Below are 26,301 nucleotides of genomic sequence, written 5' to 3' on the forward strand. Positions count from 1 at the left end.
TTAGTGGGCTTCCTGTACTTGTTTTTGCAGATGCATTTGCGGATTTACCAGGTGATTCACCACCCGTTCCATTTTCATGAAGCGCGACCCCTTGACCAGCACCGTCGCATTCGGTGTCGCCAGGCGTTCGGCTGTGCGGTTCAGGCTGTCGATGTCTTCGAAATGCGCGCCAGCCGGACCGAAGGCGGCAATCGCATGGCGCGCCAAGTCGCCCATGGCTAGCAGTTGGTCGATACCCCGGCTGCGCGCATAGGCGCCGATTTCCTCATGAAACCGACGTCCTTCGCTGCCGACTTCGCCCATGTCGCCCAGGATCAGCACGCGCGGCGCGGTCACAGCAGCGAGCACGTCGATCGCGGCCCGTACTGAATCCGGATTGGCGTTATAGGTGTCATCGATCACCAGCGCGCCCGTGGTCGCAGTCTTGCGTTGCAAGCGTCCGTTCACCGGCGCAAAGGCTTCCAGCCCGCGCACGATGGCATCGACGGGAACCCCGATCGCCAGTGTGCAGGCTGTCGCGGCGAGTGCATTGCGAACATTGTGCTCACCGGCCGCGGCAAGCTTCACATTGAAGCGTTCCTGCCCGGCCGTGACAGACAAGTCGCTGCCGAAGTCGTTCGCGCGATATTTGCCCTTCACGTCGGCATCGGCAGTCAGACCGAAGGTCAGTACCTTGCGTCCTGCAGTACCGAGCGCATATCCGCGCCACAGCGGGGTATAGGTATCGTCCGCCGGGAACACCGCGGTGCCGCCGGCAGGCAGTGACTGGATCACTGCCCCGTTTTCCTGGGCGACCGCTTCCACGCTTTCCATGAATTCCTGATGCTCGCGCTGGGCGTTGTTCACCAGCCCGACCGTCGGTTGGGCGACCGCTGACAGGACGGCAATTTCTCCCGGGTGATTCATCCCGAGCTCGACTACCGCTGCCTTGAGGCCGGCATGCAGCCGGAACACGGTGAGCGGCACGCCAATATCATTGTTCAGGTTGCCGCGCGTCGCGAGATACTGCTCCTTGCCAAAGGCTGCATCGAGGATCGATGCGATCATTTCCTTGACCGTCGTCTTGCCGTTGCTACCGGTGACTCCGATCACCGGCAAGGCAAACTGCCGGCGCCACTGAGTTGCCATTTCACGCAGGACCACCCGGGTATCCGGCACCACCAATGCGGGAAGCTTCCACTCTTCCGGAAGCCGTTCCACGACCACCGCGGCGACACCCTTGGCCGCCACTTCATGCAAGAAGTCATGCGCGTCGAAACGTTCGCCGCGCAATGCCACAAACAGATTGCCTGCGCCAACGCTGCGGCTGTCGGTGGACACGCCATCGAAAGCAGCATCCGCTGTCAGCGCGGCTTGCGAAATCCATGGCTGCAAGTCAGCCAGTGATGATTTCATTGATTCATTCCCTTCATTGTTGCTCGTGCGGCCAGCGCCAGAGCTGCATGGTCCGCATCCAAAAACGGCAATTTCTTGCCCTTGATTTCCTGATAGGTCTCATGGCCCTTGCCGGCCAGGAGAACCACATCCTGCTTTGCCGCGTGCCTGATTGCCCACAAAATGGCGGCAGCGCGGTCCTCGATCACATGCGGGGCGGACGCGGCGCGTCGCGCAGAGCTGATGCCGGCCAGGACCTGAGCGATGATCGCTGCCGGCTCTTCGCTGCGCGGATTGTCACTGGTGAGAACGATCTGGTCGGCGGCTTCGGCAACCGCGCCCATTTGCGGCCGCTTGCCTGGATCGCGATCGCCGCCACAGCCGAACAGGCACCAGAGTTCGCCGCCGCGCTGATCGGCTACCTGGCGCAGCGCGGCCAAGGTTTTGTCCAACGCATCCGGCGTGTGTGCGTAGTCGATCACGACCAGCGGTGCATCCTGTCCTCCGAATTGCTGCATGCGTCCCGGTACGGCGGACAGGGATTCGATTGCCTCGATCGCTGCGCTCAGCGACACACCCTTGGCAAGCAGCACGCCAAGAATGCCGAGGACATTGCTGACGTTGAACAAGCCGACCAATTGGGTTTTTACCTGCGCCGTACCCAGCGGGGAGTCCAGATGGAACACCGTGCCGCCATGGCTGCAGCGGATCTCTTTCGCATTCAGTGCGACCATGCCGGGCAGCGTCCGCCCGCTCACGCTATAACCGGTGATGGACAGAGACGGCTTTGTCTTCCTGATATGCTCCACCAGACGCCAGCCCATGGCGTCATCCAGGTTGACGACGGCATGTTGCAAGCCGTGCCAGCCGAACAGCCGGGTCTTTGCCGCTTCATAGGCCGCCATGTCGCTGTGATAATCCAGGTGGTCGCGGGTGAAATTGGTGAACAGGGCGACATCGAAATGCATGCCGTTCAGGCGCCCCTGGTCGAGGCCGATCGAGGATGCCTCGATCGCCATGCTCTTCGCTCCCCGTGAGCGCAATTCCGCAAGTTGCCTTTGGAGCAGAACCGCATCGGGCGTGGTGTAGCCGTTTGCCTGGAAGCCGCCATGTTCGCCGTGTTCATACAATCCGATGCCCAGCGTCCCGATCACTGCGGTCGGCGTGCCCAGCTGCGACAAAGCCTTGCCCAGCCACTGGGTGCAGGAAGTCTTGCCATTGGTGCCAGTGACCCCGATGGAAAACATGCTGGCGTCGGGCTGATCGTAATAGGCGTTTGCGATTGGACCGGCCAGCTGCTTCAGGCCGGGAACCGGAAGATGGGGCAGCGACCACGTACTGTTCCAGTCAAAACCGCCGGCTTCATGAACCACTGCCTTGGCCCCGTTTGCAATCGCCTGCGCAATGTAATTGCGGCCATCGGCCGTATCGCCCGGATAGGCGAAGAAGATGTCGCCCTTTTCAACCGTGCGGGAATCGGACGACAGGTGCGCGGACGGCGCCGCTGCATGCATCCATGCCACGATGTCGGCCGGGCTGAGCGTCTTGCTGTCCATCACAGGCTTTCCTTTACGGCATCCGCCGGAATGATGATGTTGGTCACGGTGGAATCCGGGGCCACGTTCATCGTGCGCAATACATTGGCCGCCACCGAGGCAAATACCGGCGCGGCGACGTCACCGCCGTAATGGCCAATGGAGGGCTCGTCGACCATCACCGCGATGATGACGCGCGGATCGGAAACCGGGGCGAAACCGACGAAGGATGCGACGTACTTGTTCACATAACGTCCGCCTGCGAGCTTGTAGGCGGTTCCGGTCTTGCCCGCCACACGATATCCCGGCACCTGCGCTTTCGGTGCGGTGCCGCTCGGGCTCGCCACGGTCTCCAGCATGGCGCGCATGTCGCGCGCAGTTTTCGTGCTGATGACCCGACGCCCCACGGGGGCGTCGTCCACCTTCTGGAAGGAAAGCGGAATCAGGTCACCGTCACGCGCGAAGATCATGTAGGAATGGGCCAACTGGATCAGCGAGACGGAAATGCCATGCCCATAACTCATGGTCGCCTGCTCGATCGGTCGCCAGGATTTGTAGGGGCGCACGCGGCCGGCAACGGCACCGGGAAAACCGAGCTTCGGCTGCTGGCCGAAACCGACGGTCGTGAACAAATCCCACATCTCCTGCGGTTCCATCTGCAGTGCAAGCTTGGCCGTGCCGATATTGGAAGACTTTTCGATGACCTGCGCCACACTCAGAAGACCATGCGGATGAGCATCCCCGATGGTCGCAGTGCCGATCGTCATCTTGCCGGGCGCAGTCTCTATCATGGTGGAAGGCGTGACGCGCCGGGTCTCGAGTGCCAGTGCCACGGTGAAAGGCTTGAGCGTCGACCCCGGTTCAAAGGTGTCGGTCAGCACGCGGTTGCGCAACTGGCCGCCATTCAGCTGTGAACGGTTGTTGGGGTTGTAGGTCGGCAAATTGGCAAGCGCCAGCACTTCGCCAGTCCTGACATCGAGCACCACGATGCCTGCCGCCCTGGCCTTGTGCTTTTCCACCGCTTCCTTCAGGTGGGAAAACGCGATGTACTGGATCTTGCGGTCGATCGACAGCGCCAGATTCTTGCCGTCATGGGGCTCGCGAACGGATCCGATGTCTTCGACGATGCGGCCGAGGCGGTCCTTGATCACGCGGCGGCTGCCGTTCATGCCTGCCAAGGTTTTCTGGAAGGCCAGTTCCATCCCTTCCTGGCCTGCATCCTCGACATTGGTGAAGCCGACGACATGCGCCATGACCTCGCCTTCGGGGTAATAGCGCTTGTACTCCTTGCGGGTGCCGATGCCGTCAATGCCAAGCTTGACAATCTTGTCGGTGACGTCCTGTTCGACCTGGCGCTTGAGGTAGACGAAGCTGCGATCGGAATCCAGCTTCTTGCGCAGATCGCGATCGCTCAATTCGAGCAGCTGCGCAAGCTGATGCAACTTATCCGCCGGCGCCACCTGCACATCTTCCGGGATTGCCCAGATGGCTTTCACGGGAATCGAAGACGCCAGCACCTGGCCGTTGCGATCAGTGATCTTTCCGCGGATCGCAGGCAGTTCCAGCGTGCGCGCATAGCGCGACTCGCCCTGCTTCTGCAGGAAATCCGTGGACATGCCCTGCAGCCAGAGCGCGCGGCCGATCAGTGCGGCGAATGCGCAAAACAGGACGAACAGCACGAGCCGTGATCGCCAGGCCGGCAGTTTCAATGCCAGTACCGGGCTTGCCGAAAACGGTCGGCCCTTGGCTGCCGCAGTACGATGCGTAGCGCGACTCATTTCTGGCCCCGCGTCAGGTACTGCGTACGTGCCGGCGTCGGCGCCACCATGTTCAGGTCGCGCCGGGCATTGGCTTCGATGCGGGCATGCTTGCCGAAGGTCGACTGATCCAACTGCAGCTGCGCCCATTCAAGATCCAACTGACGGGACGCAGCCTGGGCGCGCTCGAGCTCGATGAACAGCCGCCGCGCCTGGTATTGCGCATTCACCAGCGACAGCGCGCACAACACCAGCGCGACGGTCAGGAGCAGGTTGGCGCGCATGCTCATTGCCCGGCTCCTCCTTTTTGCAGGGGAACCATACGCTCGGCAACGCGCATGATGGCAGAGCGCGCGCGCGGATTGTCGGATACTTCCGAAGGCGTCGGCTTCAGTTTCGACAAGAGTTTGATTTCGGGTTGCGGCAACTCGGCGGCACGGATCGGCAGGCGGCGGTCAGGCTGCGGCGCGTTGGCTTTGGAAGCCATGAAGCGCTTGACGATGCGATCTTCCAATGAATGAAAGCTGATCACAGCCAATCTCCCATGCGGGGCCAGTTTTTCTAATGCCGCGTTGAGGCCTATTTCGAGTTCTTCAAGCTCTTGATTGATGTAAATCCGGATAGCCTGAAAGGTACGAGTGGCCGGGTCTTTGCCCTTCTCGCGGGTTTTGACGGCGTGTGCCACGATCTCGGCAAGCTGTCGTGTGCCTGAAATTGGCTCGACTGCCCGGCGAGCTGCAATCGCCTTTGCAATCTGAATAGCAAACCGTTCTTCCCCATAATCCCTGATCACCTTTGCTATGTTCTGCTCGGATTCCGTCGCCAGCCACTCGGCGGCCGATACGCCGCGTGTGGTATCCATGCGCATGTCGAGCGGGCCGTCGAAACGAAAACTGAAACCGCGCGCCGCATCGTCCACTTGCGGCGACGAAATTCCCAAATCCAGCAATACACCGTCCACCTGCGAGATCCCGCGTGCAGCGAGCGCCTCGCCCATCGTCGCAAAACTGCCATGCACGATCTCGAAGCGTTGGTCCGCGATGGCGCGCGCCACCTCAACCGCCTGCAGATCCTTGTCAAAGGCAATCAGCCGGCCGGCCGCGCCCAGACGCTCCAGGATCAGGCGGCTGTGACCACCCCGGCCGAAGGTGCCATCGACATACACGCCGCCGGCGCGCGCGCCTTCAATCGCAAGCGCTTCAACCGCCTGTTCCAGCAGCACCGTACGGTGCTGCGATCCTGGCACCGCTTGTTCAGTCATCACGGGCCGTCAGAACGAAAAATTGTTCAACACGTCAGGCATGCCTGCCGCAATCGCCTGCTCTTCGCTTTCGGCGAGCTTGGCCGCATCCCAGATTTCAAAGTGGCTACCCATGCCCAGCAGCATCACGTCGCGCGTCAATCCCGCTGCATTTCGCAGCTCGGGCGCGATCAGGATGCGGCCGGCCGAATCCATTTCCACGTCGGAGGCATTGCCAAGGAAAATGCGCTGCCAGGCGCGCGCCGACATCGGCCACGCGGCGATCTGTTCACGATGCACTTCCCATACCGGGCGCGGAAAGAACAGGAGGCAGCCGTGTGGATGCTTGGTCAGCGTGACCCGGCCTTCGCACTGAAGCAGCAAGGCGTCACGATGCTTGGCCGGAATTGACATCCGCCCTTTCGCATCGAGATTCAGTGCTGAGGCTCCTTGGAACACCCTGAAGATCCTTTTGGTTTTCGGTTTTTGAGCTTGGGTTACAGGTGGTTTTTAGTTGGCAAAAGCCAAATTTTTATCCCACAAAAATACACTTTTTCACACTGCCACCCACTTTAGAGGATGCTCTTTTTGCGGTCAAGTAATATTCAGGGGACGAAAATTGATTTTTTTCAATGAAGTCAACGACTTAGCGCATCTTCCAAACAAATGTCAAAATATTAAATTCCTTGAAAATTAAGGGCTTAAGAGAAAAACTCAAAGCTTCTCATGAGGTAAATACATGTGTTTGGCCTGTTGCGAGAGCGTGGCTAAGATGCCTTACGCCAACTTAAGTTCGCCAAAACCCAGGGATTTCGCCTTGATTGCTTATGCAGAAGCAATTTTCTGAGCAATGAAGAAAGAAAAATGCAATCGTTGAGATCGACGAGTCTCGATTTTGTCTCGTATGCAAGCTCTTTCAGTCGACGACTGCTGACTTGCAAAAGGGGGAGCAGGAGAGAATTGGCCTGCACAAAAAAGAGAGGTGACAGAGGAGCGAAGCGCTTTCTTGGACGGCGTGCGGAAATGGAAGAGCAGGCACGAAATGCATGTCTGGTCCAGAACCCGGTGGTCGTGGAATGGATTTCCGAAAGCGGAAAAGCGGATCCATCGTCGCCACTGCTGAGATGCTAAGCGGCCGCTGATTCGTGGTGCGCTGGCCCGCCCTCCTGCCCTGCTTCGCACTCCCCATCCCACGGCCACCGGATTCTGGAAACAGACTGTACCGACATCGATGACGCCCACGTTGAGCCAGCTCAATTTGCGAAATGTCTGGGGCAGCCAAGGAAAAGCGAGAGTGCCTGCAATGATTGCAAGACAGCTGAAAGACAAAAGAAGCAAGCCGATAGGCCGGATTCTGTTACGGCGAGTCGCCCCGCTATGACAGCCATTCCTCTAGGCCGTGAATTGCTCCACGGCTCAAGCTTCCTACCCGCACGCTCCGCGAGCAGCATCAATGCGTGCCTATTTGGAATTGCTCCGGGTGGAGGTTACCGCGTTTCACCCTTTGTGACCCCGCTTTAGGCTTGCGCCTTCCGCAGATCCCAAAGACTCGTCTCTGTGGCCCTGTTCCTCGCCTTATACCTTGCGGCTTTCAGCGTACGGCCGTTAGCCGTCACCCCGCTCTGTGGAGTCCGGACCTTCCTCCCGCCACCTGACGATGGCCAGCGGCTGTCTGGCTTGCTTCAGGTGGCATTGTAACTGAGTGCCCGCATCCAATCCTGCCGCCGGCCATTTTCTGCTACGTTATGCCTTTTTGCTCAGCTTATGTCCACGACCATGCCCACAATCAGAACCGGCGGCCAGATCCTGGTCGATGCCTTGCAAACCCATGGTACCGACATCGTCTTCGGCGTGCCCGGAGAAAGCTATCTCGCCGTGCTGGATGCGCTGCATGATGCGCCGATCCGTTTCATCGTCAATCGTCAGGAAGGCGGAGCGGCGTTCATGGCCGAAGCCTTTGGCAAGCTGACCGGCCGCCCCGGCATCTGCTTCGTCACGCGCGGCCCCGGCGCCACCAATGCCTCCATAGGCGTGCACACGGCATTCCAGGATTCCACGCCGATGATTCTGTTCATCGGTCAGGTCGGCAATGATTTCGTCGAGCGGGAAGCCTTTCAGGAAATCGACTACCGGCGCATGTTCGGGGTGATGGCGAAATGGGTCGCGCAGATCGACCGGGCCGACCGCATTCCCGAATACGTGGCGCGCGCATTCCAGGTCGCGACCAGCGGCCGCCCGGGGCCGGTGGTGCTTGCACTGCCGGAAGACATGCTTGCATCGACGGCACGCATTGCCGATGCCCTGCGCTACCAGCCGGTACAGGCAGCACCCTCCCCTGCGCAGATCGGACAGTTGCGGGAGCTGCTGACACATGCCAAGCGTCCGGTCGTGCTGCTCGGCGGCGGTGGGTGGAATGTAACTGCCTGCGAAGACATCCGCCGCTTCGCGGAAGACAACCATCTGCCGGTCGCATGCGCCTTCCGCTTCCAGGACTTGCTCGACAATCGCCATCCCAATTATATCGGCGACGTCGGCATCGGCATCAATCCGAAACTCGCGGCGCGCATCAAGTCATCCGATCTGGTCATCGCGATCGGTCCGCGCCTGGGCGAGATGACGACCGGCGGCTATACGCTGATCGAAGCACCCGTGCCGAAACAGCAGCTCATCCATATCCACAGCGATGCGGAAGAGGTGGGCCGTGTCTACCAGGCAAACATGATGATCAACAGCGGCATGCCGCAAGTTGCGGCAGCCTTGGCGAACATGGCACCGGTCGATGCTTCTGCCTGGCAGCATACAGTCGCGGAAGCCCGTGCCGAGCTGCAGGCGTGGCAGGCCGAACCGCCCGTCTTCAAAGATGCCAGCGCAAAACTCAACCTCTGGCAAGTCGTGCAAAGCCTGCAGGCAGCGCTTCCTGCCGATACGGTAGTCACCAACGGCGCGGGCAATTTCGCCACCTGGGCGCATCGCTTCTGGCGCTATGGCGGATTCCGCACTCAGCTTGCACCGACTTCCGGCGCAATGGGCTATGGCGTGCCGGCGGCCGTTGCGGCGAAGATCATCGGACAGCAAGAAGGCAAGCCGCGCAGCGTGGTGAACTTCGCGGGCGACGGCGACTTTCTGATGACCGGGCAGGAATTGGCAACTGCCGTGCAATACCGGGCAGGCGTTCTGTTCATCGTCTTCAACAACGGCAGCTACGGGACGATACGCATGCACCAGGAACGGGAGTATCCGTCACGGGTATCCGGCACGGAATTGCGCAATCCCGATTTCGCAGCGCTGGCCCGCGCCTATGGCGCGCATGGCGAAATCGTCGAAGCGACTGCCGATTTTGCTCCCGCGCTGCAGCGTTCGCTGGCGCACATCGAAGCCAGCGGCTTGCCGGCATTGATCGAACTGCGCTATGACGCCAACCTGATCACGCCGAACGCCACGCTGGAAACGATCCGGCAGACGGCACAAGCCGCCGGAAAGCAATGAGAAAACGTACGGAAAAGATGGCGTAAAACCAGGGGGGCCGCTCAGCCTCCCTTGATCTCCTCGGAACTTGAAGTGCGGGTCACCTTGCCGGTTCCCATGTCGAAGTGCACATTGAAAAGCCGCGGCTCGAAACCCGGCGAAGGCAGGTAGCGCCAGTCCCAGACTTCCTCGTTCTTCAGCCGGTATTGCGCGATGCTGCGCGGCTTGCCCAGCATGCGGCGCACCTCGTCTCTGCTCATGCCAGGCTGAACGCGGGCGAAGTTTTCTTCCGTGAGTATCTGCCGGTAATCCTTGAGCTTGCCTTGCGGATCGATGACAAACACCCAGGTACGCGCACCTTCGGGCCCTTTCGGATATTGCAGCATGCGCGTGCCGTCGTCTTCTTCCCAGACCATTTCCGGCTTGCCCATCACCGTGCGCACGTCGCCTTCGGAAGATACGCCTTTGGCCAGCTTGTCCAGGCCGAATTCCTCGATGGGACGCCCCTGCTTGTCGCAGCCGAAGCTCAGCAAGGCCGATCCCAGCAAGACAAGGTAACGCGTCCATCGCATGTTTGCCGCTCCTGATGCAGGCCCATGCAGCCGGGTCGTCCCCGGCCGCTTGGAAAGGAATCATCCGAACTTGGTGAAGTCAGGCTTGCGCTTTTCGAAAAAGGCAGTAAACGCTTCCTTTGCTTCCGGGGCACCGAGCATCTGCCCGAAATGCCGGTTTTCTTCCACCATGCGGGCTTCGACAGCGCCGCCGTGATTTGATTTCATCAGGCGCTTGGTAACCCGCAGGGAAGCAGCGGGCAACGCCGCCAGTTTCGCCGCCTGGCCTTGCGCAAATGCCGCAAGTTCCGCCACCGGCAGCACCTTGCTGACCAGCCCCATTTCATAGGCTTCCCGAGCGGAAAACGCTTCGCCAAGCAGCAGCTTTTCCGCTGCACGCTGATAACCGGCCACTTGCGGCAACAGCAGGCTGGAGGCGAACTCGGGGCAGAGTCCGAGCTGGGTGAACGGCATGGAAAACTTCGCGTTCTCGGCCGCATAAACCAGGTCGCAGTGCATCAGCATCGTAGTACCGATACCGACTGCCGCACCTGCGACTGCTGCCATGACCGGCTTGGTCGCCGTGCTCAAGGCGCGCATGAATTGCGCAACCGGCCGGTCGGATGATATCGAGGTGTTTTTCAGAAAATCTTCAAGGTCGTTTCCGGCGGTGAAAATCTCCGGCTTGCCGGTGATCAGGATTACGCGTACTGAGGAATCCTTTTCTCCATCGTTCAAGGCATCGGCCATCATCTGGTACATGGCCGCGGTAATTGCATTCTTCTTTTCCGGCCGGTTGAATTCGATGGTGAGGATGCCGTTTGCCTTGCTAGTCAAAATATCCATGAGGTCTCCTGTCGGATACGGTTCTTGGCCGAATCTATGACTCGGTGTTCTGCGGACTGCCTGTCATCTTGCAGCAGTCAACGGGTCTTTAGCAAAAAAGCCGCACAGCTTGCAACTGTACGGCTTTTTGCGATTCGGGCGAGGTTTCTTACATGCGCTCGAAAATTCCCGCGGCGCCCATGCCTGTACCGACGCACATGGTCACCATGCCGTATTTCAGGTTCCGGCGACGCATTGCATGAATCACCGTCGCTGAACGGATCGCGCCTGTCGCGCCGAGCGGGTGGCCCAATGCAATCGCGCCGCCGAACGGGTTGACCTTGGCCGGGTCGAGCTTAAGATCCTGCATGACTGCCAGCGCTTGCGCTGCGAAGGCTTCGTTCAGCTCGATCCAGTCCAGCTGGTCTTGCGTGATGCCGGCAGCGCGGCAGGCGGCAGGAATCGCTTCCTTCGGCCCGATACCCATGATTTCCGGCGGCACGCCGCGCACTGCGAATGATACGAAGCGCGCCAGCGGGGTCAGGTTGAACTGCTTCAGGATCTTTTCGCTGACCAGGATCAGGGCACCCGCGCCGTCCGAAGTCTGCGAGCTGTTACCCGCCGTGACCGAACCCTTGGCCGCGAACACCGGCTTCAGCTTGGCCAATGCTTCCAGGCTGGTATCGGCACGCGCGCCTTCATCCTGGTTGACCGTGCGGGTCTTGATCTCGATCTGGCCGGTAGCCAGGTTCGGGAACTTCTCGACGATTTCGACCGGAATAATTTCGCCCTCGCGTTCGCCGGATTTCTGTGCAGCGACCGCCTTCATGTGCGATTCGAGCGAGAACTGGTCCTGGGCTTCGCGCGAAATTTTCCATTGCTGGGCGACTTTTTCCGCGGTCAGGCCCATGCCATAGGCCATGCCGATGTTTTCATCCTTGAACACGCCCATGTTGATGGAGGGGTGATGCCCCATCATCGGCACCATCGACATCGACTCGGCACCGCCGGCGATCATCACATCAGCCTCACCGACGCGGATGCGGTCGGCGGCCATCGCGACCGCAGTGATGCCGGACGCGCAGTAACGGTTGATGGTCACGCCGCCGATGGTGTTCGGCAGGCCGGCCAGCAGCACCGCGTTGCGGGCCATGTTCATGCCCTGCTCGGCTTCCGGGAAGGAGCAGCCGATGATCGCATCCTCGATCAGCTTCGGATCGAGGTTGGGCACCTGGGCAACTGCGGACTGAATGGCACGAACCAGCAGGTCATCCGGGCGGACATTCTTGAACATGCCGCGCGGTGCTTTGCCGATCGGCGTGCGGGTGGCGGCAACGATATACGCTTCTTGAATTTGTTTGCTCATTTTATGCTCCTGATCCGGTTAGTTGCGCACCGGCTTGCCGGTCTGCATCATGCCCATGATGCGTTCCTGGGTCTTGGGATGGTTCAGCAATTCCATGAATGCCTTGCGTTCCAGATCCAGCACCCATTGCTCGCTGACGAGGCTGCCCGGCTCGATATCGCCGCCGCTCACGATTTCCGCGATCATCGATCCCAGCTTGAAGTCGTGCGCGGAGATGAAGCCGCCATCGCGCATGTTGACGAGCTGCGCCATGATGGTTGCCATGCCATAGCGCCCGGTCACCGGGAATTGCGCCTTCAACGGTGGACGGTAGCCGGCATCGAACATTGCGCGCGCCTGTACCTTGGCGACGTGCAGCAGTTCATAAGGATTGAACACGATCACGTCGTCGGACTTGAGGTAACCCATCTTCTGGGCTTCCAGCGCCGACTTGGACACGTTAGCGGTGGCTGCATTCGTGAACGTGGACTTCAGGAATTGCAGGATATCGTTGCCCTTGGCATCCGCAGCCGCACGCAGTGCGATTTCCTTCAGGCCGCCGCCGGCCGGCACCAGGCCCACGCCGACTTCAACCAGGCCGATGTACGACTCGATCGATGCGACACGCTTGGAAGCGTGCATCATCAGTTCGCAGCCACCACCAAGCGCAAGACCTGCAACCGCGGCAACTACCGGCACGTTCGCATATTTCAATGCCTGGTGCGCCTGCTGCAACCTCGCCACTTCCGGCTCGATCGCCTTGACGCCGCCCGACATGAATACCGGCAGCATCGACTGCAGGTCGGCACCAGCTGAGAATGCGCCGCCTTCGGCCGCGTCAGTGCCCCAGATTACCAGCCCCTTGTAATTCTTTTCTGCTTCATTGACCGCTTTTGCGAGGCCGTTGATAACGCCCTGTCCGATCACGTGCATCTTGGTCTTGAGCGACAGGATCAGCACATCGTCGTTCTGGTGCCAGATACGTACCGATTCATCCTCGAACACGGTCGTGCCCGCCTTAGTGGCATCGACGGTGTTTTCACCGATCAGGGGTGCGCGGAATGCCTGACGCTGATACACGGGGAGGCTGGAACGCGGCACATAGGTTTTCTTCGCCGGTGACCAGGAACCTTCCGGCGTATGCACGCCGTTGCGGCCGTCGAACACCCATGCGGGCAGCGGCACATTGCACAAGGCCTTGCCGGCATCGATGTCTTCCTTCACCCACTGGGCGATCTGCTGCCAGCCGGCAGCCTGCCAGTTCTCGAACGGGCCGGTTTTCCAGCCGAAGCCCCAGCGCAGCGCGAAATCCACATCGCGCGCGTTGTCGGCGATGGTGTCGAGATGGACGGCGATGTAATGGAATGCGTCACGGAAGATGGCCCACAGGAACTGGGCTTGCGGGTTGGTGGATTCACGCAATGCCTTCATGCGCTTGGCCGGATCCTTTTCCTTCAGGATGCGGGCCACCAGGTCGTCGGCCTTCTTGCCGGCCGGGACATAATTGCCAGTGGCCGGATCGAAGCGCTGGATATCCTTCCCAACTTTCTTGTAGAAGCCGGCGCCGCTCTTCTGGCCAAGCGCGCCTGCGCCAACCAGCTTGGAAAGCGCATCCGGCGTCTTGTAGACCGGGAAGAAGGGATCGTCCTGCAGGTTGTCCTGCATGGTCTTGATCACATGGCCCATGGTGTCGAGGCCGACCACGTCTGCGGTACGGAAAGTGCCGGACTTGGCGCGGCCGAGTTTCGAACCGGTCAGGTCGTCGACCACATCGTAGGAAAGGCCGAACTGTTCGGCTTCATGGATGGTGGCAAGCATGCCGAAGATGCCCACGCGGTTGGCGATGAAGTTCGGCGTGTCCTTGGCACGCACCACGCCCTTGCCGAGCGTCGTCGTCAGGAAGCCTTCCAGCTGGTCCAGGATTTCCGGGCGGGTAGTAACGGTCGGGATCAGTTCGACCAGGTGCATGTAGCGCGGCGGGTTGAAAAAGTGCACGCCGCAGAAACGTGCCTTCAGCTCGGAGCTGAAGCCTTCCGACAATGCCGTGATCGACAGGCCGGACGTGTTGGAGGCGAAGATCGCATTCGGTGCGATATAAGGTGCGACTTTCTTGTACAGGTCGTGCTTCCAGTCCATGCGCTCTGCGATGGCTTCGATGATCAGGTCGCAACCCTTCAGCACATCGAGGTTGTCTTCGTAATTCGCGACTTCGATCAGTGCAGCATCATCCTTGTTGCCGAGAGGCGCTGGGCTGAGCTTCTTCAGGTTCTCAATTGCACGCAGCACGATGCCGTTCTTCGGACCTTCCTTTGCCGGCAGGTCGAACAGCACGACGGGCACCTTGGCATTCACGCAATGGGCAGCGATCTGCGCACCCATCACGCCTGCGCCGAGCACGGCGACTTTTTTGACGGTGAAATTAGACATGGGATCTATCCTTTAAATTCGGCCACGAAGGAGGCGTATGTGTGATTGCGGACCGGTCTTTTGATCAGTAACCCGGTCCGCAAAAACGGCGACTACTTAAAACAGGTCGGCTTCGAGCGCCATCAGACTGGACGCGCCGGCGCGGGCCTGACGGATCAGCATGGCGGTTTCCGGCAGCAGGCGTGCGAAATAGAAGCGCGCAGTCGCCAGCTTCGCCTTGTAGAAGTCGTCGCCGGAATCCCGCTTCTCCAGCGCGATCTTCGCCATTTGCGCGAAGAAGTACGCAAACACGAGGTGACCAGCAACGCGCAGGTAAGGTACGGCAGCGGCACCCACCTCATCCTGATTCTGGAAAGCCTTCATGCCGACTTCCATCGTCAGCTTGGTGACCTTCTCGCCGAGGTCGGCCAGAGGCGTAACGAATTCCGACATCGCTTCATTCGTGCCGTTCTCTTCCACGAAGGCCTGGACCTTGGCGCCGAACTTGCGCAGCTTCGAACCGTTGTCCATCAGGATCTTTCGACCGAGCAGGTCGAGCGACTGCACGGTGTTAGTGCCTTCGTAAATCATGTTGATGCGCGCATCGCGCACGAACTGTTCCATGCCCCACTCGGCGATGTAGCCGTGGCCGCCGAACACCTGCATCGCTTCGGAGGTAGCGATCCAGCCGTTATCGGTCAGGAAGGCCTTTATGATCGGGGTCAGCAGCGCAACTTCGTCAGCGGCTTCCTTACGCACTTCCTCGTCAGGGTGGTTCAGTTCACGGTCGATCTGCAGAGCGACGTAGGAGGTGAATGCACGGCCGCCTTCGGCATAGGCACGTGCGGTCAGCAGCATGCGGCGCACGTCCGGATGAACGATGATCGGATCAGCCGGCTTGTCCGGGGCCTTGACGCCGGACAAGCTGCGCATCTGCAGGCGGTCCTTCGCATAGGCCACTGCGTTCTGGTAGGCGACTTCGGTCAGGCCGAGCGACTGCATGCCAACGCCCAGGCGCGCAGCATTCATCATCACGAACATGGCGTTCAGGCCCTTGTTCGGCTCGCCGATCATCCAGCCGATCGCGCCGTCCAGATTCATCTGGCAGGTCGAGTTGCCGTGGATACCCATCTTCTCTTCAATCGCGCCGCAGAAGATCTTGTTGCGCTCGCCCAGCGTACCGTCCGCATTCGGAATGTATTTCGGCACCAGGAACAGGGAAATGCCCTTGGTTCCCGACGGCGCATCCGGCAGGCGGGCCAGCACCAGGTGAACGATGTTGTCCGACATTTCGTGCTCGCCGGCGGAGATGAAGATCTTGCCGCCGGTGATCTTGTGGGAACCATCGGCCTGAGGCTCGGCCTTGGTGCGCAGCAGGCCGAGGTCGGTCCCGCAATGCGGCTCAGTCAGACACATAGTGCCGGTCCACTCGCCCGACACCAGCTTGGGCAGGTAAAGCGATTTCAGTTCCGGTGTGCCATGTGCATGCAGGGCCTCATAGGCGCCATGCGACAAGCCGGGATACATGGTCCAGGCCTGGTTCGCCGAGTTCAACATTTCATAGAGCGAATTGTTCAGCGTAACCGGCAAGCCCTGGCCGCCGAACTCGGGGTCGCAGGACAAGGCGGGCCAACCAGCTTCAACGTACTGCTGGTATGCCTCCCTGAAGCCTTTCGGGGTCTGCACGACATGGGTTTCCTTGTCGAGCTTGCAGCCCTCACGGTCGCCCGAATGATTCAGCGGAAACACAACCTCCGAGGCAAACTTGCCGCCCTCTTCGAGCACCTGGTTGATGATGGCGGCATCGATTTCGGCATGCTTGGGGAGCTGCTTGAATTCTTCTTCGACACGCAGCAGTTCGTGCAAAACAAATTGCATGTCACGCAAGGGGGCATTGTATTGACCCATGATTTCTCCTGACGACTAAAGGATTAAGCTGTTTTCTTAACAGCGGATTTTTGATTATTCATATCGGCCAGCATCTCGTCCCCGGCTGGCTGCGGCGCCCTGTACATCGAGATCAGGCGCTCGAATCCCACTTCTGCCCGGTTAACGCTGCCCGGCACTTTCAGGAACCGGGCGTCGTGATGCAGGGCTAAAACCAGGCCATACATCTCGTACACCAACTGCTGCGGGTCGGTGTCCGCGCGCAAGTGCCCCATGGTGATCGCCTGCTCGACGCAGCGGCGCAGCGCTGCTTGCCAGGTACGGACCATGGCAGCCAGTTCTTCCCGTATGGCGCCGGGGCGATCGTCATACTCGACTGCGCCGCTGATATAGATGCAGCCGGATGCAATCTCGACCGACACCCGCTTGATCCAGCGTGCAAACATAGCCTGCAGGCGAGGCAGGCCGCGCGGCTCCTTCAGGCTCGGATAGAACACCTCCTGCTCGAAGTGCTGGTGATAAAGCTTCACCACTTCGATCTGCAGGTCTTCGCGCGAACCGAAATGTGCGAACACGCCGGACTTGCTCATGTTCATCCTGTCCGCGAGCACGCCTATAGTCAGCCCTTCGAGCCCGTCACGGCTGGCAAGATCCAATGCCACGTCCAGAATCGCAGCCCGGGTCAGTTCTCCTTTACGCATGGATTTCGCTGTAAGCCCAGTAGGATTGATAGCCACAAAATACCTGATTAAAAAAAATTCAAAACAGCACGGGCGGCTGTTGCGAACGCTCGTACTATTATCTACCCAAGTATAAAAGTCAAACGGGAACTTAGAGTGGGAATTCTATTTATTTACTGCCGGAAGGAGGCAGTCCGAAACCGGCTTTGGGGGATATCGGCATCAGGAATTCGTCTTGTCCAGCTGGCGCCTGTCGCGCTTGGTCGGACGCCCCTTGATTGCCTCGCTTGGCTCCCGGAAAAACCGTCTTTTCTCGGCTTTTTCCTGCCGGAGAGCAATACTCTTTTCGGTTTCTTCATACAGGGTCTGCGCCGCGGATGCCGGGCCGCGTACATCGGACAGGCCGCGCACGACGACTTCCCATTCGGTTGAGCCGTTATCGATGTCCAGGATGTCTCCGGGCTTGATGCTGCGCGCAGGTTTTATCCGGTCGCCATTCAGGCGCACCTTGCCTCCGTCCACGGCATCGGTCGCCAACGAACGGGTTTTGAAAAATCGGGCTGCCCACAGCCATTTATCGATACGTACAGATTCAGTCATGCTCGGCTCGCAAGTCCACCCCTCATTGTATTCGCCGGCTACGCTTTTTTCAGCTTGACGCAGGAAGGGATGATCCGAATCCAGGCTTGCTGGGAGAACGCGGCTGCGGGTCGTGGAGCCATGACAGCGCCCTGCCCTGCCTGCCGCTTGAAAGGATCAGGCAGGTGAAGCCGGCCTGACGGGTGGATCGCTTTGGCCGGGAGGGCGCCACGAACCGGGTCAGTGCAGCGGAGCGGGCGTCCCCACTTCGTCGATTGTTCCAGCTGTGACGGACGTGCCCAAGATTGCTTCCTCAAACCACTTGCGCACACGCATCAGATGGGAGCGCTCTTCGTTCAAGGCGGCAGTGAAATCGCTGACCATCGCATGCCGGCCATTGTCTTCTGCAAGCGTGATCAGCAATTCCCAGCCAGCATTGTCCGTCATCTCGGCAATCAGGATTGCATGCAGGGACTGCGCCAGCGAGGTGCGAGGATCTGTCACCACTTGCACCAGCCCCATGGATTCGACGCCGGTCACATCGGCGCACGGCGTTTGCGCTGTCGGGTCGCCGCCGATCGACTCGATCGCACTCTTCACGATGGAGAAATGCCTTGCCTCGTCGTCCCTGATCTGCTCCAGATCTTCCCTCGTCATGCTCGACGCACTCTCCTGCAAGCCGTCCAATTTTGCAATCAGGGCGTCATACAGGCGGGCACCGGTGCGCTCGAACGCGAGACGCTCACCCAGCTTGTCGATCAGCAGTTGCGGGTTGTTCCCGGTCACCATTGATACACCGGTCGTAACGGCACCTTTTACAGTGCCAGGCACTGGCACCGATCCGACCGGGTCCGCATCTGCGGTATATGCACTGCGGATCCGGGTCAGGGCCGAATCATCTCCGGGCGTCCTCGGCGCGGAGGGAGTTGCGGTGGCATCTGTCATTTCATCGGTGTCGAAGGGCGACATATGACTGCCCGTGCGATTCATACCGATCGATGTTGAATCTTTCATTGCTGTTCCTTTTTTCAATCGCAATCGAACGAACTCAGGCGTTGGCCGCAACCCGACGATTGATCTCCGTGCCGGGCACCCATATGTAGCCGGCAGCCACCGATTCGCTCGGCGATCCATCAGAGTTCAAGTGATCACGATAGTCGATCGAAGCCTGGCTTTCCTGCGACTTGTCGACGAATTGGGTTCCCTTCGAGCGCAGGTCGACTTCGCGCGCCAGGGTTTGCCGGACAAAATCGCGCTGGCTGGCGAAGCTGATGGGCTCGGGCAAGTCTCCCGGAACGACTTCCATCGGGTCACGCCTTTCATGCTTCTTGAACAGCTCGACGACATGATGGAAATGCCCCAGCTCGTAATCCAGGAAACGTTCCCAGATCGCCTTGATGCGAGGATTCGTTTCCTGCTGCACGCAGCTGTAGTAGTTGTAGACCTCGGCTGCCTCATGCAGCAGCCATTTCTCCATCAGCGATTCCCTCGGGTCGAGCAGGGATTCGTACTGGGTCACATGCTGCTCTTCGATGGATGCGATTTCCGCATACAACTGCCGCGCGACCGGGTCCGCGAACAGCGGGCCGATATTCAAGTAATAGTTTTGAGTCTGCTGTTCGGAGGCGGTAAGAGTTAATGCGTGCAGCTTCGTCAGCGGAGCTGCAGCGGCGGCATCGTAGGGTTCGCGCAGGTCATCCTCGGGCGCGCGATGCTCGATGATGGTAGGCCGCCCGGGCAGGATGTCGGTATAGCTTTGCAGGATGTTGTTGGCATCCTTGCCTTCCAGCCGGTCCAGCAGCGCGGCATACCGGTACATGTGATCGAAGTCTTCGAGCAAGCCGTAACGGTAAACCTGAGCGAGATAGGGGTCGGGCTCGCGCTGCGCAACGGCTGCCGTTACCTCGATGGCCACCTGTTCATAGGCGATCGTGGTTTCAAGCGGAGAGTGGTCGGCACCCAGCAGCCAGTTCACCATGGTCGCCTGATGATTTTCCACACGCCTGATCTGCGCAAGCGCCGGGCGCAGTGCGCTGCTCATTCTCGCCGCCGCATGCTGAAAGCGCAGCGCCTCCTGCTCAATGCCATTCATCAGAATGACGCGCACCCGGGTGAATGCATCGTCATCGAGCTTGCTGATCGGCTTGCCGGCAATGTCCTGCCACGTGAAGCGCTGCTGCTCGAGCGCATATCCTTTTGAGCTGTACAGATTGAAAGCCATGACTCTTCCTTTACTGAAACACTGTCAGCAATATCCGCCGGCAAATGACCGGAAGGGAACCGCACGCGCAGGTTCAGACTGACCGAACGCCGTGTGCCAACACGAGGTCTTAGATTTGCACGTTCCGATGCTCGCCCAAGGCATCGGTGTTGCCGGTGGCAATCCCCTTGGCCAACCCGTACAGCCGCTTGGCCATGCTGCCGGGCGCATCCCAGTATTCAGCGTCGTCGATCCTGATCCTCATCAGGATCAGATCCGGGTCGTCGAGGCCATTCGGAAACCACGGTTTGACCCACGGGCTCCACAATTCCTTCATCTTGTCCTTGTCGCGCACAATTTCAGCCGATCCCGAAATGGACAGGTAGTCCTGCTTGTCTGGGCGCGAGTAGCTGAGGTTGATTTCATGGTGCCGCTCCGCCTCCTCGACCTTGAGCGAAGAAAGTCTGGTGAAGAACCACAGGCAGCCAGCCGCATCCATCTGCATGGTTGCCATCGGACGGCTGCGCAAAGTGCCATCCATTCCTTCTGTGGTCATCATCGCGAACTTGATGTCCTTCACCATCTCTGCCACTTTCTCCAGTCCTTCATGGCGCTGCTCTTGCACATCCACGGCGAACTCCTTTTCGTAAAAGATGGTCCTGCAACAGGACCCATTCCTGGCCGGGGCGGGCGCTGAGCGCGTCGCACCGGTCACGGACTGACGCGTTCAAAAATGTAAAGTTCCTTCGCCTCGGGAAAGCCGGTTGCGGGGTGATTGGCTGGATGCAATTGACACAATGTCCTGCCGGGTATTCCTGTACTTGTGCAAAGACCGGCAGATGGACAGCCTCGGCACGCCTGGCATCACCAGGCATGCCGGAATGCATGATCAGGGGTGCGATATTGATGAGGAGATGAGAAGCCGGCTGTGATCGGAGCGCATATGCGCTTCGCAGTTACTGCACTGTCTCGGCAATGGCCGCCTGCTCCGGCCGCCGGGCAATCAGAACGACGGCGGCAAGGACGAGCATGCCGCCTAACAGCTGGGTTGCACTGACCGATTCGCCCAGCAATGCCACTCCCAGGCACAGGGTAATGACCGGCTCCAGCGTGGAAATGATCGATGCCTGGGCCGCACCGATGTGCTTTATGCCAATCAGAAAGGCGGCAATGGCGATCACGGTCGAAAACAATGCAATCGCAACGATGGCCATCCATGCGGAAGCGCTGGCGGGCAAGCTTGTGCCCTCGGCAACGGCAAACAGGCCGTTGAACGTCGCCGCTGCCGCCAGCACGACCAGCGTCGCCGCCAGGGGGTCGGTATTCCGGGAGAAGCGTCCGCCGATGAGGATATAGACTGCATAAATCGCCGCTGCCAGCAAGCCGAGCGCGATGCCGAAAGGCTGTCCCTGGAGATCTCCGCCCAAGGTAATCGCCATTCCCAGGATGGCTAGGGCAAGCAGCAGAAAGGTGCGCCGGTCCAGTCTTTCCCATCCAAGCAGGACGGCAAGTATGGTGACCAGTATGGGATAGACATACAACAGCAGGCCGACCAGGCCGCTGCTCGCATGCAGCAATGCGGTGAAATAGCTTTGCGACTGTGCCGTGTACAAAGCGCCCATGACAATGAATCCGGCGAGGGCCGATCCGCGCGGGAGGCGCAGACGCTTCACCCATACCACCGGTGCCAGCAGCAGGGCTGCCAGCAGAAAACGCAAGGCAAGCAGTAGCGTGGGCGTCACGCCTGCCGAGTAGGCAAGCTTGGCAAACATCGCCATGCTGCCAAAGCCGAGCGCGGACAACAGGACGAAGAATATCGCGAGCTGGCGGGACATCATTTTCCTTTGCATGGATGCGGACGAGGCCGACATGTTAGCGCCAAATCGGCCGGCCGCATGGTGCCGGGGAGGCTTTTATGAAACGCCGGAGCGAATCAGTCGATATATTCCCCGAGCGTCATGATGCGCAGCACGCCCTTGTAGAACAGATAGGCGCCGCCATACCAGGCGCGCTTGTACCACGGGATGTTTGCGAAATCCTCCAGCCGGACCGGCACGCCTTCCCGGATCGCCTGTTCGATATGCAGGCGCAGGTTGCGGGAAAAATCGGCATCACGGACGATGATGTTCGCTTCCTGGTTGACGAACAGGCTCAGTCCGTCGAGGTTGCTGGAGCCGACGGTTGCCCATTCGTCGTCGACCACCGCCACCTTCGCATGCATCTGCGTCTTGCGGTATTCGACGACCTTCACCCCGCTCTTGAGCAGCTTCGGATAAAAGGAATGCGCGACCGCATCCTGGATCCGGAACTGCCCTACCCCCAGCAGCAGGGTAACATCGACGCCGCGCGCGGCAGCGGACGCCAGACCATCCCTCAGCTTGCGGCCGGGAGCGAAATACGGATTGGCCAGCAGCATGCTCTTGCGGGCCGTCCCGAGGGCTTTCAGATGGGCTTTCTGGATCGTGCGCCGATTGCGCAGGTTGTCGCGCACCACCAGGGCCGCCAGCGCCGGTCCGTCAGGCGCCGCAAATCCGTGGGAATGCCGGCCGAGCAGCCTGTCCCAGCGGTAGCGCAGATTCAGCCCGCCCAGTCGCATCCATTGCGATTCCACTTCCGCATGGATGGCCATCACCAGCGGCCCCGTGATGCTGACTGCAAAATCCCAGCGCGGTGCCGGCAGGATGATGTGGTGGTCATGATCGGCGCGCATGTCGTCGTTGATGTTCAAGCCGCCGATGAAGGCCAGTTGCTTGTCGACGACGACGATCTTCCGGTGCGTGCGCGATACCCCGCGCTTGAACCAGGCATTGAAAATGCGGTGGTTGACGCGCGCTTCGCGGAATTCACGGTTGAGTTCCAGGCTTTGACGATGTCCGGTGCCCAGCCAGTCGGTGATGACATTCACCACTACACCGCGGCTTGCCGCACGCTTGAGCGCAGCCTTCACCTCTTCGCCGGTCTCGTCTGCGGCAAAAATATACGTCTCCAGGCAAATCTCGAAGCGGGCGGCGTCGCATGCCGCGATCAGAGCCGGAAAAAACTCGGCGCCGCAGTAGAGAAGCTTGACATGGTTATGGGCAGCAAAGCTTACCGAACGCATGGAACTGAATAGGCAGCATGAAAAAGGTCACATATTGTATAGCGACCAGGCTCATGCCTTTATTTCAATTCCAGCGAAGCAACGATGGGCGCGTGATCGGAAAGCTTGGCCCACATTGCGCCATGCAACACTTGGGCCGAATGGATCGCAAAGCCGCGCACGTAGATGCGGTCAAGGCGCAGCCATGGAAGCGCGGCGGGAAAGGTTCGGGCTGGCTTGAGTTTCGGACCGCGGCCGCTGAGCTGCCGCAGATAGGCTCCGAACCCGCGCGAGGGGAGATTCTCGTCGAAGACTTCAGTCAGTCCCAGGCTTGTGCGCAGCGAATCGCTCAACTGGTTGGTCCAGTCATTGAAGTCGCCGGCAATGATCACCGGTGCATCCGGCGGCGCTGAATCCTGCACCACCTCGATCAAGGCTTCCGTCTGCCGCTTCCTGCTTTTGGCGAAGAGGCCGAGATGGACAACGTAGCAATGGATCATCGCTTCCTGCACCTGCACCACGCAGTGCAGGATGCCGCGTGACTCGAAGGCATGATCGGACACGTCCTGGTTGCTAGCCGAGGCGATGGAAAACCGGCTCAGCAAGGCATTCCCATGATGCCCATGGTCATACACGGCATTCATGCCATAGACTGCGTAATGCGAATTGCCGGCCAGGAATTTATGCTGCTCCATAGTGGGCCAATATGCGGCATGGCGCGCCGCACGTTTGTCATGCCGGCCCTGGACTTCCTGCAGGAACAGGATGTCGGCTTCCACGGAAGCAAGTGCCTGCTTGAGTGCATGAATACGGGGCATGCCGCGGAAGCTGGATACGCCTTTGTGAATGTTGTACGTGGCAATGCGAAGTTTCATGCGGTTATTTTAGACGCACTGTGGCTTGCATGTAAGGCGCAATGAATACGAGCGCCTTTTCATGCATAGCATTGTCATAAAACAAGTGCTTCAACGCATGGCCGCAAATTCGGGAAGGTGCAATATTGCTTCCGCATTCGATGGTGAAAAGCACATGTCTGCTGCCTGACGATAAGGCAGCCAGAGATGATTTAAGTGCTCGCGCGGCGCAAGCTTCACTGGAATGTTCCGCGGCACGCACAGGCCGAACACATGCTCGGTGTTCTTCGTCACGCCCGGAGCATAACGATGCCGCCACACCGGATAGATTTCGTAGACATTGGAGAGCCGCCAGTCCTGCAATTGGCTGATGGAAACCTCGTTCTTTTCCGGAATGCCTTGCGACGCGTCATCCACAATCCTGATGCCGGTCTCTTCAAACACTTCCCGGATCGCAGTCGTCATCAGCGGCTCGTCTGGCGTGTCCTTCGAACCGGTGACGGATTGCCAATAACCGGCCTTGTCGGCGCGCTCGATCAGCAGCACCTCGAGTTCAGGCGTATGAATGACGACCAGGACGGATTCGGGAATTTTGTAGGTCATCGGGATTCGCTTCAAGGCAAAGAAAAAAGGCGCGGTAAAAACCGCGCCTTCGATTATGCATGAAGCGGCCTTACGCCTTCACCACCGGCTCCACATTGCGCAGGCGGATATGCAGCTCGCGCAACTGCTTCTCGTCGACCTCGGATGGCGCCTGGGTCAGCAAGTCCTGCGCACGCTGGGTCTTCGGGAAAGCGATCACGTCGCGGATGGACTCGGCGCCGGTCATCATCGTGACGATGCGGTCGAGGCCGAATGCGAGACCGCCATGCGGCGGCGCGCCGTACTGCAATGCGTCGAGCAGGAAGCCGAATTTCAACTGGGCCTCTTCGGCACCGATCTTGAGCGCGCGGAACACCTTGCTCTGCACGTCGGCGCGATGGATACGCACCGATCCGCCACCGAGCTCCCAGCCGTTCAGCACCATGTCGTAGGCCTTGGCCAGCGCCTTGCCCGGATCGGTTTCCAGCAGGTCTTCATGGCCGTCCTTGGGCGAAGTGAACGGATGATGGGCGGCAACGTAGCGCTGATCTTCCTCGTCGTATTCGAACATCGGGAAGTCGATCACCCACAAAGGTTTCCAGGTGTCTTCGAACAGGCCGTTCTTCTTGCCGAAATCGCTGTGGCCGATCTTCACGCGCAGCGCGCCGATCGCGTCGTTGACGATCTTCGCCTTATCGGCACCGAAGAAGATCAGGTCGCCATCCTGCGCGCCGGTCTTCTCGATGATCGCGCTCAGTGCCGCGTCGTGCAGGTTCTTGACGATTGGCGACTGCAAGCCGTCGCGGCCCTTGGCCTTTTCATTGACCTTGATGTAAGCCAGGCCCTTGGCGCCATAGATGGCGACGAACTGGGTATAGGCATCGATCTCGGAGCGCGGCATCGCACCGCCGCCCGGCACGCGCAGGCCGACTACGCGGCCACCTTCCATGTTGGCTGCGCCGGAAAACACCTTGAACTCGACATCCTTCATCACATCGGTCAGTTCGGTGAACTGCAGCTTGACGCGCATGTCCGGCTTGTCCGAACCGTACAGGCCCATGGCTTCGGAATACGGCATGACCGGGAACGGGTTCGGCAGATTGATGTCGAGCGTCTTCTTGAATACGAGGCGGATCATGTTTTCGAACAGGTCGCGGATTTCCTGTTCGTTCATGAAGGAAGTTTCACAGTCGATCTGCGTGAATTCCGGCTGGCGGTCGGCCCGCAGGTCTTCATCCCGGAAGCACTTGGTGATCTGGTAGTAGCGGTCGAAACCGGACACCATCAGCAACTGCTTGAACAGCTGCGGCGACTGCGGCAATGCGAAGAAATGGCCCGGGTTCACCCGCGATGGCACCAGATAGTCGCGCGCGCCTTCCGGCGTGGACTTGGTCAGCATCGGTGTCTCGATATCGATGAAACCGTTTTCATCGAGGAACTTGCGCACTTCCATCGTGACCTTGTAGCGCAGGCGCAGGTTGTTCTGCATCTGCGGGCGGCGCAGATCGAGCACGCGATGTGTCAGGCGGGTGGTCTCGGACAGGTTGTCGTCGTCGAGCTGGAACGGCGGCGTGACGGAAGGATTGAGGACTTCGACCTGCTGGCACAGTACTTCGACCTTGCCGGATTTCAGGTTGGGGTTGGTGGTGCCTTCCGGACGGTTGCGCACCACGCCAGTGATGCGCAGGCAATATTCATTGCGCACCGCCTCCGCAATCTTGAACACCTCGGGACGATCCGGGTCGCAGACCACCTGCACCAGGCCTTCGCGGTCGCGCAAGTCGATGAAGATGACGCCGCCATGGTCGCGCCGGCGGTGCACCCAGCCGCACAGGCTGACGGTTTGACCGAGAAGCGCCTCGGTGACGAGGCCGCAGTATTGAGTTCGCATAGACATGATTGATTTCCGTTTTCAGTTCTTTGTGAAGGTCCGCCTTCCGTC

22 protein-coding genes and 1 other RNA gene are annotated in these 26,301 nt (G+C 59.7%); 1 reads left to right on the forward strand and 22 read right to left on the reverse strand.

Features of this window, described 5'->3' with window-relative positions; all coding sequences use genetic code 11:
• From HGHM_RS13100 to rnpB, 7 genes are all read right to left on the reverse strand, one after another.
• On the reverse strand, positions 1-1,395 hold the full coding sequence (locus HGHM_RS13100) for a UDP-N-acetylmuramoyl-tripeptide--D-alanyl-D-alanine ligase (protein WP_019141992.1): 1,395 nt from the start codon (positions 1,393-1,395) through the stop codon (positions 1-3).
• Entirely contained in the window at positions 1,392-2,930 is a 1,539-nt protein-coding gene (locus HGHM_RS13105; RefSeq protein WP_019141993.1) for a UDP-N-acetylmuramoyl-L-alanyl-D-glutamate--2,6-diaminopimelate ligase, read from the reverse strand. Before HGHM_RS13105 ends, HGHM_RS13100 begins: the two co-directional genes overlap by 4 nt.
• Positions 2,930-4,687: a peptidoglycan D,D-transpeptidase FtsI family protein gene (locus tag HGHM_RS13110; RefSeq protein ID WP_026075995.1), complete on the reverse strand. Its 1,758-nt coding sequence runs from the start codon at positions 4,685-4,687 to the stop codon at positions 2,930-2,932. The genes HGHM_RS13105 and HGHM_RS13110 overlap by 1 nt, the downstream gene beginning before the upstream one ends.
• Complete coding sequence (gene ftsL / locus HGHM_RS13115; protein ID WP_019141995.1) at positions 4,684-4,956, reverse strand: cell division protein FtsL; 273 nt, start codon at positions 4,954-4,956, stop codon at positions 4,684-4,686. Before ftsL ends, HGHM_RS13110 begins: the two co-directional genes overlap by 4 nt.
• Entirely contained in the window at positions 4,953-5,927 is a 975-nt protein-coding gene (rsmH, locus tag HGHM_RS13120) for a 16S rRNA (cytosine(1402)-N(4))-methyltransferase RsmH (protein ID WP_019141996.1), read from the reverse strand. Before rsmH ends, ftsL begins: the two co-directional genes overlap by 4 nt.
• Before the next feature lie 9 nt (positions 5,928-5,936).
• Positions 5,937-6,365 carry a division/cell wall cluster transcriptional repressor MraZ gene (gene mraZ, locus HGHM_RS13125; RefSeq protein ID WP_026075996.1) on the reverse strand — a complete coding sequence of 143 codons (429 nt, stop codon included), beginning with the start codon at positions 6,363-6,365 and terminating at the stop codon, positions 5,937-5,939.
• An 868-nt stretch (positions 6,366-7,233) separates the two neighbouring features.
• Positions 7,234-7,590, reverse strand: an RNA gene (rnpB, locus tag HGHM_RS22360) — RNase P RNA component class A.
• A gap of 92 nt (positions 7,591-7,682) precedes the next feature.
• Here rnpB and HGHM_RS13130 point away from each other — a divergent pair.
• Entirely contained in the window at positions 7,683-9,392 is a 1,710-nt protein-coding gene (locus HGHM_RS13130) for a thiamine pyrophosphate-binding protein (RefSeq protein WP_245549215.1), read from the forward strand.
• Between the two features lie 41 nt (positions 9,393-9,433).
• Here HGHM_RS13130 and HGHM_RS13135 read toward each other — a convergent pair whose 3' ends face one another.
• From HGHM_RS13135 to aspS, 15 genes are all read right to left on the reverse strand, one after another.
• Positions 9,434-9,943, reverse strand: a complete 510-nt coding sequence (locus tag HGHM_RS13135; RefSeq protein ID WP_019141999.1) for an outer membrane protein assembly factor BamE — start codon at positions 9,941-9,943, stop codon at positions 9,434-9,436.
• A 60-nt stretch (positions 9,944-10,003) separates the two neighbouring features.
• On the reverse strand, positions 10,004-10,768 hold the full coding sequence (locus tag HGHM_RS13140) for an enoyl-CoA hydratase (RefSeq protein ID WP_019142000.1): 765 nt from the start codon (positions 10,766-10,768) through the stop codon (positions 10,004-10,006).
• 148 nt (positions 10,769-10,916) lie between these two features.
• Positions 10,917-12,113, reverse strand: a complete 1,197-nt coding sequence (locus HGHM_RS13145) for an acetyl-CoA C-acyltransferase (protein ID WP_019142001.1) — start codon at positions 12,111-12,113, stop codon at positions 10,917-10,919.
• Between the two features lie 18 nt (positions 12,114-12,131).
• Positions 12,132-14,519 (reverse strand): 3-hydroxyacyl-CoA dehydrogenase/enoyl-CoA hydratase family protein, encoded by a 2,388-nt coding sequence (locus HGHM_RS13150; RefSeq protein WP_019142002.1) that lies wholly within the window; start codon positions 14,517-14,519, stop codon positions 12,132-12,134.
• A 96-nt stretch (positions 14,520-14,615) separates the two neighbouring features.
• Positions 14,616-16,406 (reverse strand): acyl-CoA dehydrogenase C-terminal domain-containing protein, encoded by a 1,791-nt coding sequence (locus HGHM_RS13155; RefSeq protein ID WP_019142003.1) that lies wholly within the window; start codon positions 16,404-16,406, stop codon positions 14,616-14,618.
• A 23-nt stretch (positions 16,407-16,429) separates the two neighbouring features.
• The gene (locus tag HGHM_RS13160) at positions 16,430-17,086 is read right to left on the reverse strand and encodes a TetR/AcrR family transcriptional regulator (RefSeq protein ID WP_019142004.1); all 657 of its coding nucleotides are present in this window, start codon (positions 17,084-17,086) and stop codon (positions 16,430-16,432) included.
• A gap of 201 nt (positions 17,087-17,287) precedes the next feature.
• Positions 17,288-17,665 (reverse strand): RNA-binding S4 domain-containing protein, encoded by a 378-nt coding sequence (locus tag HGHM_RS13165; protein WP_026075998.1) that lies wholly within the window; start codon positions 17,663-17,665, stop codon positions 17,288-17,290.
• 219 nt (positions 17,666-17,884) lie between these two features.
• Positions 17,885-18,658 (reverse strand): ferritin-like domain-containing protein, encoded by a 774-nt coding sequence (locus tag HGHM_RS13170; protein ID WP_075111722.1) that lies wholly within the window; start codon positions 18,656-18,658, stop codon positions 17,885-17,887.
• Positions 18,659-18,692: 34 nt separating this feature from the next.
• Complete coding sequence (locus HGHM_RS13175; RefSeq protein ID WP_019142007.1) at positions 18,693-19,865, reverse strand: hypothetical protein; 1,173 nt, start codon at positions 19,863-19,865, stop codon at positions 18,693-18,695.
• A gap of 109 nt (positions 19,866-19,974) precedes the next feature.
• Positions 19,975-20,475 (reverse strand): pyridoxamine 5'-phosphate oxidase family protein, encoded by a 501-nt coding sequence (locus tag HGHM_RS13180; RefSeq protein ID WP_019142008.1) that lies wholly within the window; start codon positions 20,473-20,475, stop codon positions 19,975-19,977.
• Between the two features lie 325 nt (positions 20,476-20,800).
• Entirely contained in the window at positions 20,801-21,682 is an 882-nt protein-coding gene (locus HGHM_RS13190; protein ID WP_019142010.1) for a DMT family transporter, read from the reverse strand.
• 95 nt (positions 21,683-21,777) lie between these two features.
• Positions 21,778-22,944 (reverse strand): phospholipase D-like domain-containing protein, encoded by a 1,167-nt coding sequence (locus tag HGHM_RS13195; RefSeq protein ID WP_019142011.1) that lies wholly within the window; start codon positions 22,942-22,944, stop codon positions 21,778-21,780.
• A gap of 59 nt (positions 22,945-23,003) precedes the next feature.
• Positions 23,004-23,798, reverse strand: coding sequence for an endonuclease/exonuclease/phosphatase family protein (locus HGHM_RS13200; protein ID WP_019142012.1), 795 nt, complete (start codon positions 23,796-23,798; stop codon positions 23,004-23,006).
• Positions 23,799-23,888: 90 nt separating this feature from the next.
• Positions 23,889-24,380: a dihydroneopterin triphosphate diphosphatase gene (gene nudB, locus HGHM_RS13205; protein WP_019142013.1), complete on the reverse strand. Its 492-nt coding sequence runs from the start codon at positions 24,378-24,380 to the stop codon at positions 23,889-23,891.
• A 70-nt stretch (positions 24,381-24,450) separates the two neighbouring features.
• Positions 24,451-26,256 (reverse strand): aspartate--tRNA ligase, encoded by a 1,806-nt coding sequence (aspS, locus tag HGHM_RS13210; protein ID WP_026075999.1) that lies wholly within the window; start codon positions 26,254-26,256, stop codon positions 24,451-24,453.
• Positions 26,257-26,301 lie beyond the last annotated feature (45 nt).

The sequence above is a fragment of the Noviherbaspirillum massiliense JC206 genome (assembly GCF_000312045.1).
In the GTDB taxonomy this organism is placed as follows: Bacteria; Pseudomonadota; Gammaproteobacteria; order Burkholderiales; family Burkholderiaceae_D; genus Noviherbaspirillum; species Noviherbaspirillum massiliense.

What these genes read in the sequence shown, in the direction of transcription:
- HGHM_RS13100 (WP_019141992.1), bottom strand. Translation starts at nt 1,395, where the DNA reads ATGAAATCATCACTGGCTGACTTGCAGCCATGGATTTCGCAAGCCGCG.
- HGHM_RS13105 (WP_019141993.1), bottom strand. Translation starts at nt 2,930, where the DNA reads ATGGACAGCAAGACGCTCAGCCCGGCCGACATCGTGGCATGGATGCAT.
- HGHM_RS13110 (WP_026075995.1), bottom strand. Translation starts at nt 4,687, where the DNA reads ATGAGTCGCGCTACGCATCGTACTGCGGCAGCCAAGGGCCGACCGTTT.
- ftsL (WP_019141995.1), bottom strand. Translation starts at nt 4,956, where the DNA reads ATGAGCATGCGCGCCAACCTGCTCCTGACCGTCGCGCTGGTGTTGTGC.
- rsmH (WP_019141996.1), bottom strand. Translation starts at nt 5,927, where the DNA reads ATGACTGAACAAGCGGTGCCAGGATCGCAGCACCGTACGGTGCTGCTG.
- HGHM_RS13130 (WP_245549215.1), top strand. Translation starts at nt 7,683, where the DNA reads ATGCCCACAATCAGAACCGGCGGCCAGATCCTGGTCGATGCCTTGCAA.
- HGHM_RS13135 (WP_019141999.1), bottom strand. Translation starts at nt 9,943, where the DNA reads ATGCGATGGACGCGTTACCTTGTCTTGCTGGGATCGGCCTTGCTGAGC.
- HGHM_RS13140 (WP_019142000.1), bottom strand. Translation starts at nt 10,768, where the DNA reads ATGGATATTTTGACTAGCAAGGCAAACGGCATCCTCACCATCGAATTC.
- HGHM_RS13145 (WP_019142001.1), bottom strand. Translation starts at nt 12,113, where the DNA reads ATGAGCAAACAAATTCAAGAAGCGTATATCGTTGCCGCCACCCGCACG.
- HGHM_RS13150 (WP_019142002.1), bottom strand. Translation starts at nt 14,519, where the DNA reads ATGTCTAATTTCACCGTCAAAAAAGTCGCCGTGCTCGGCGCAGGCGTG.
- HGHM_RS13155 (WP_019142003.1), bottom strand. Translation starts at nt 16,406, where the DNA reads ATGGGTCAATACAATGCCCCCTTGCGTGACATGCAATTTGTTTTGCAC.
- HGHM_RS13160 (WP_019142004.1), bottom strand. Translation starts at nt 17,086, where the DNA reads ATGCGTAAAGGAGAACTGACCCGGGCTGCGATTCTGGACGTGGCATTG.
- HGHM_RS13165 (WP_026075998.1), bottom strand. Translation starts at nt 17,665, where the DNA reads ATGACTGAATCTGTACGTATCGATAAATGGCTGTGGGCAGCCCGATTT.
- HGHM_RS13170 (WP_075111722.1), bottom strand. Translation starts at nt 18,658, where the DNA reads ATGAAAGATTCAACATCGATCGGTATGAATCGCACGGGCAGTCATATG.
- HGHM_RS13175 (WP_019142007.1), bottom strand. Translation starts at nt 19,865, where the DNA reads ATGGCTTTCAATCTGTACAGCTCAAAAGGATATGCGCTCGAGCAGCAG.
- HGHM_RS13190 (WP_019142010.1), bottom strand. Translation starts at nt 21,682, where the DNA reads ATGATGTCCCGCCAGCTCGCGATATTCTTCGTCCTGTTGTCCGCGCTC.
- HGHM_RS13195 (WP_019142011.1), bottom strand. Translation starts at nt 22,944, where the DNA reads ATGCGTTCGGTAAGCTTTGCTGCCCATAACCATGTCAAGCTTCTCTAC.
- HGHM_RS13200 (WP_019142012.1), bottom strand. Translation starts at nt 23,798, where the DNA reads ATGAAACTTCGCATTGCCACGTACAACATTCACAAAGGCGTATCCAGC.
- nudB (WP_019142013.1), bottom strand. Translation starts at nt 24,380, where the DNA reads ATGACCTACAAAATTCCCGAATCCGTCCTGGTCGTCATTCATACGCCT.
- aspS (WP_026075999.1), bottom strand. Translation starts at nt 26,256, where the DNA reads ATGTCTATGCGAACTCAATACTGCGGCCTCGTCACCGAGGCGCTTCTC.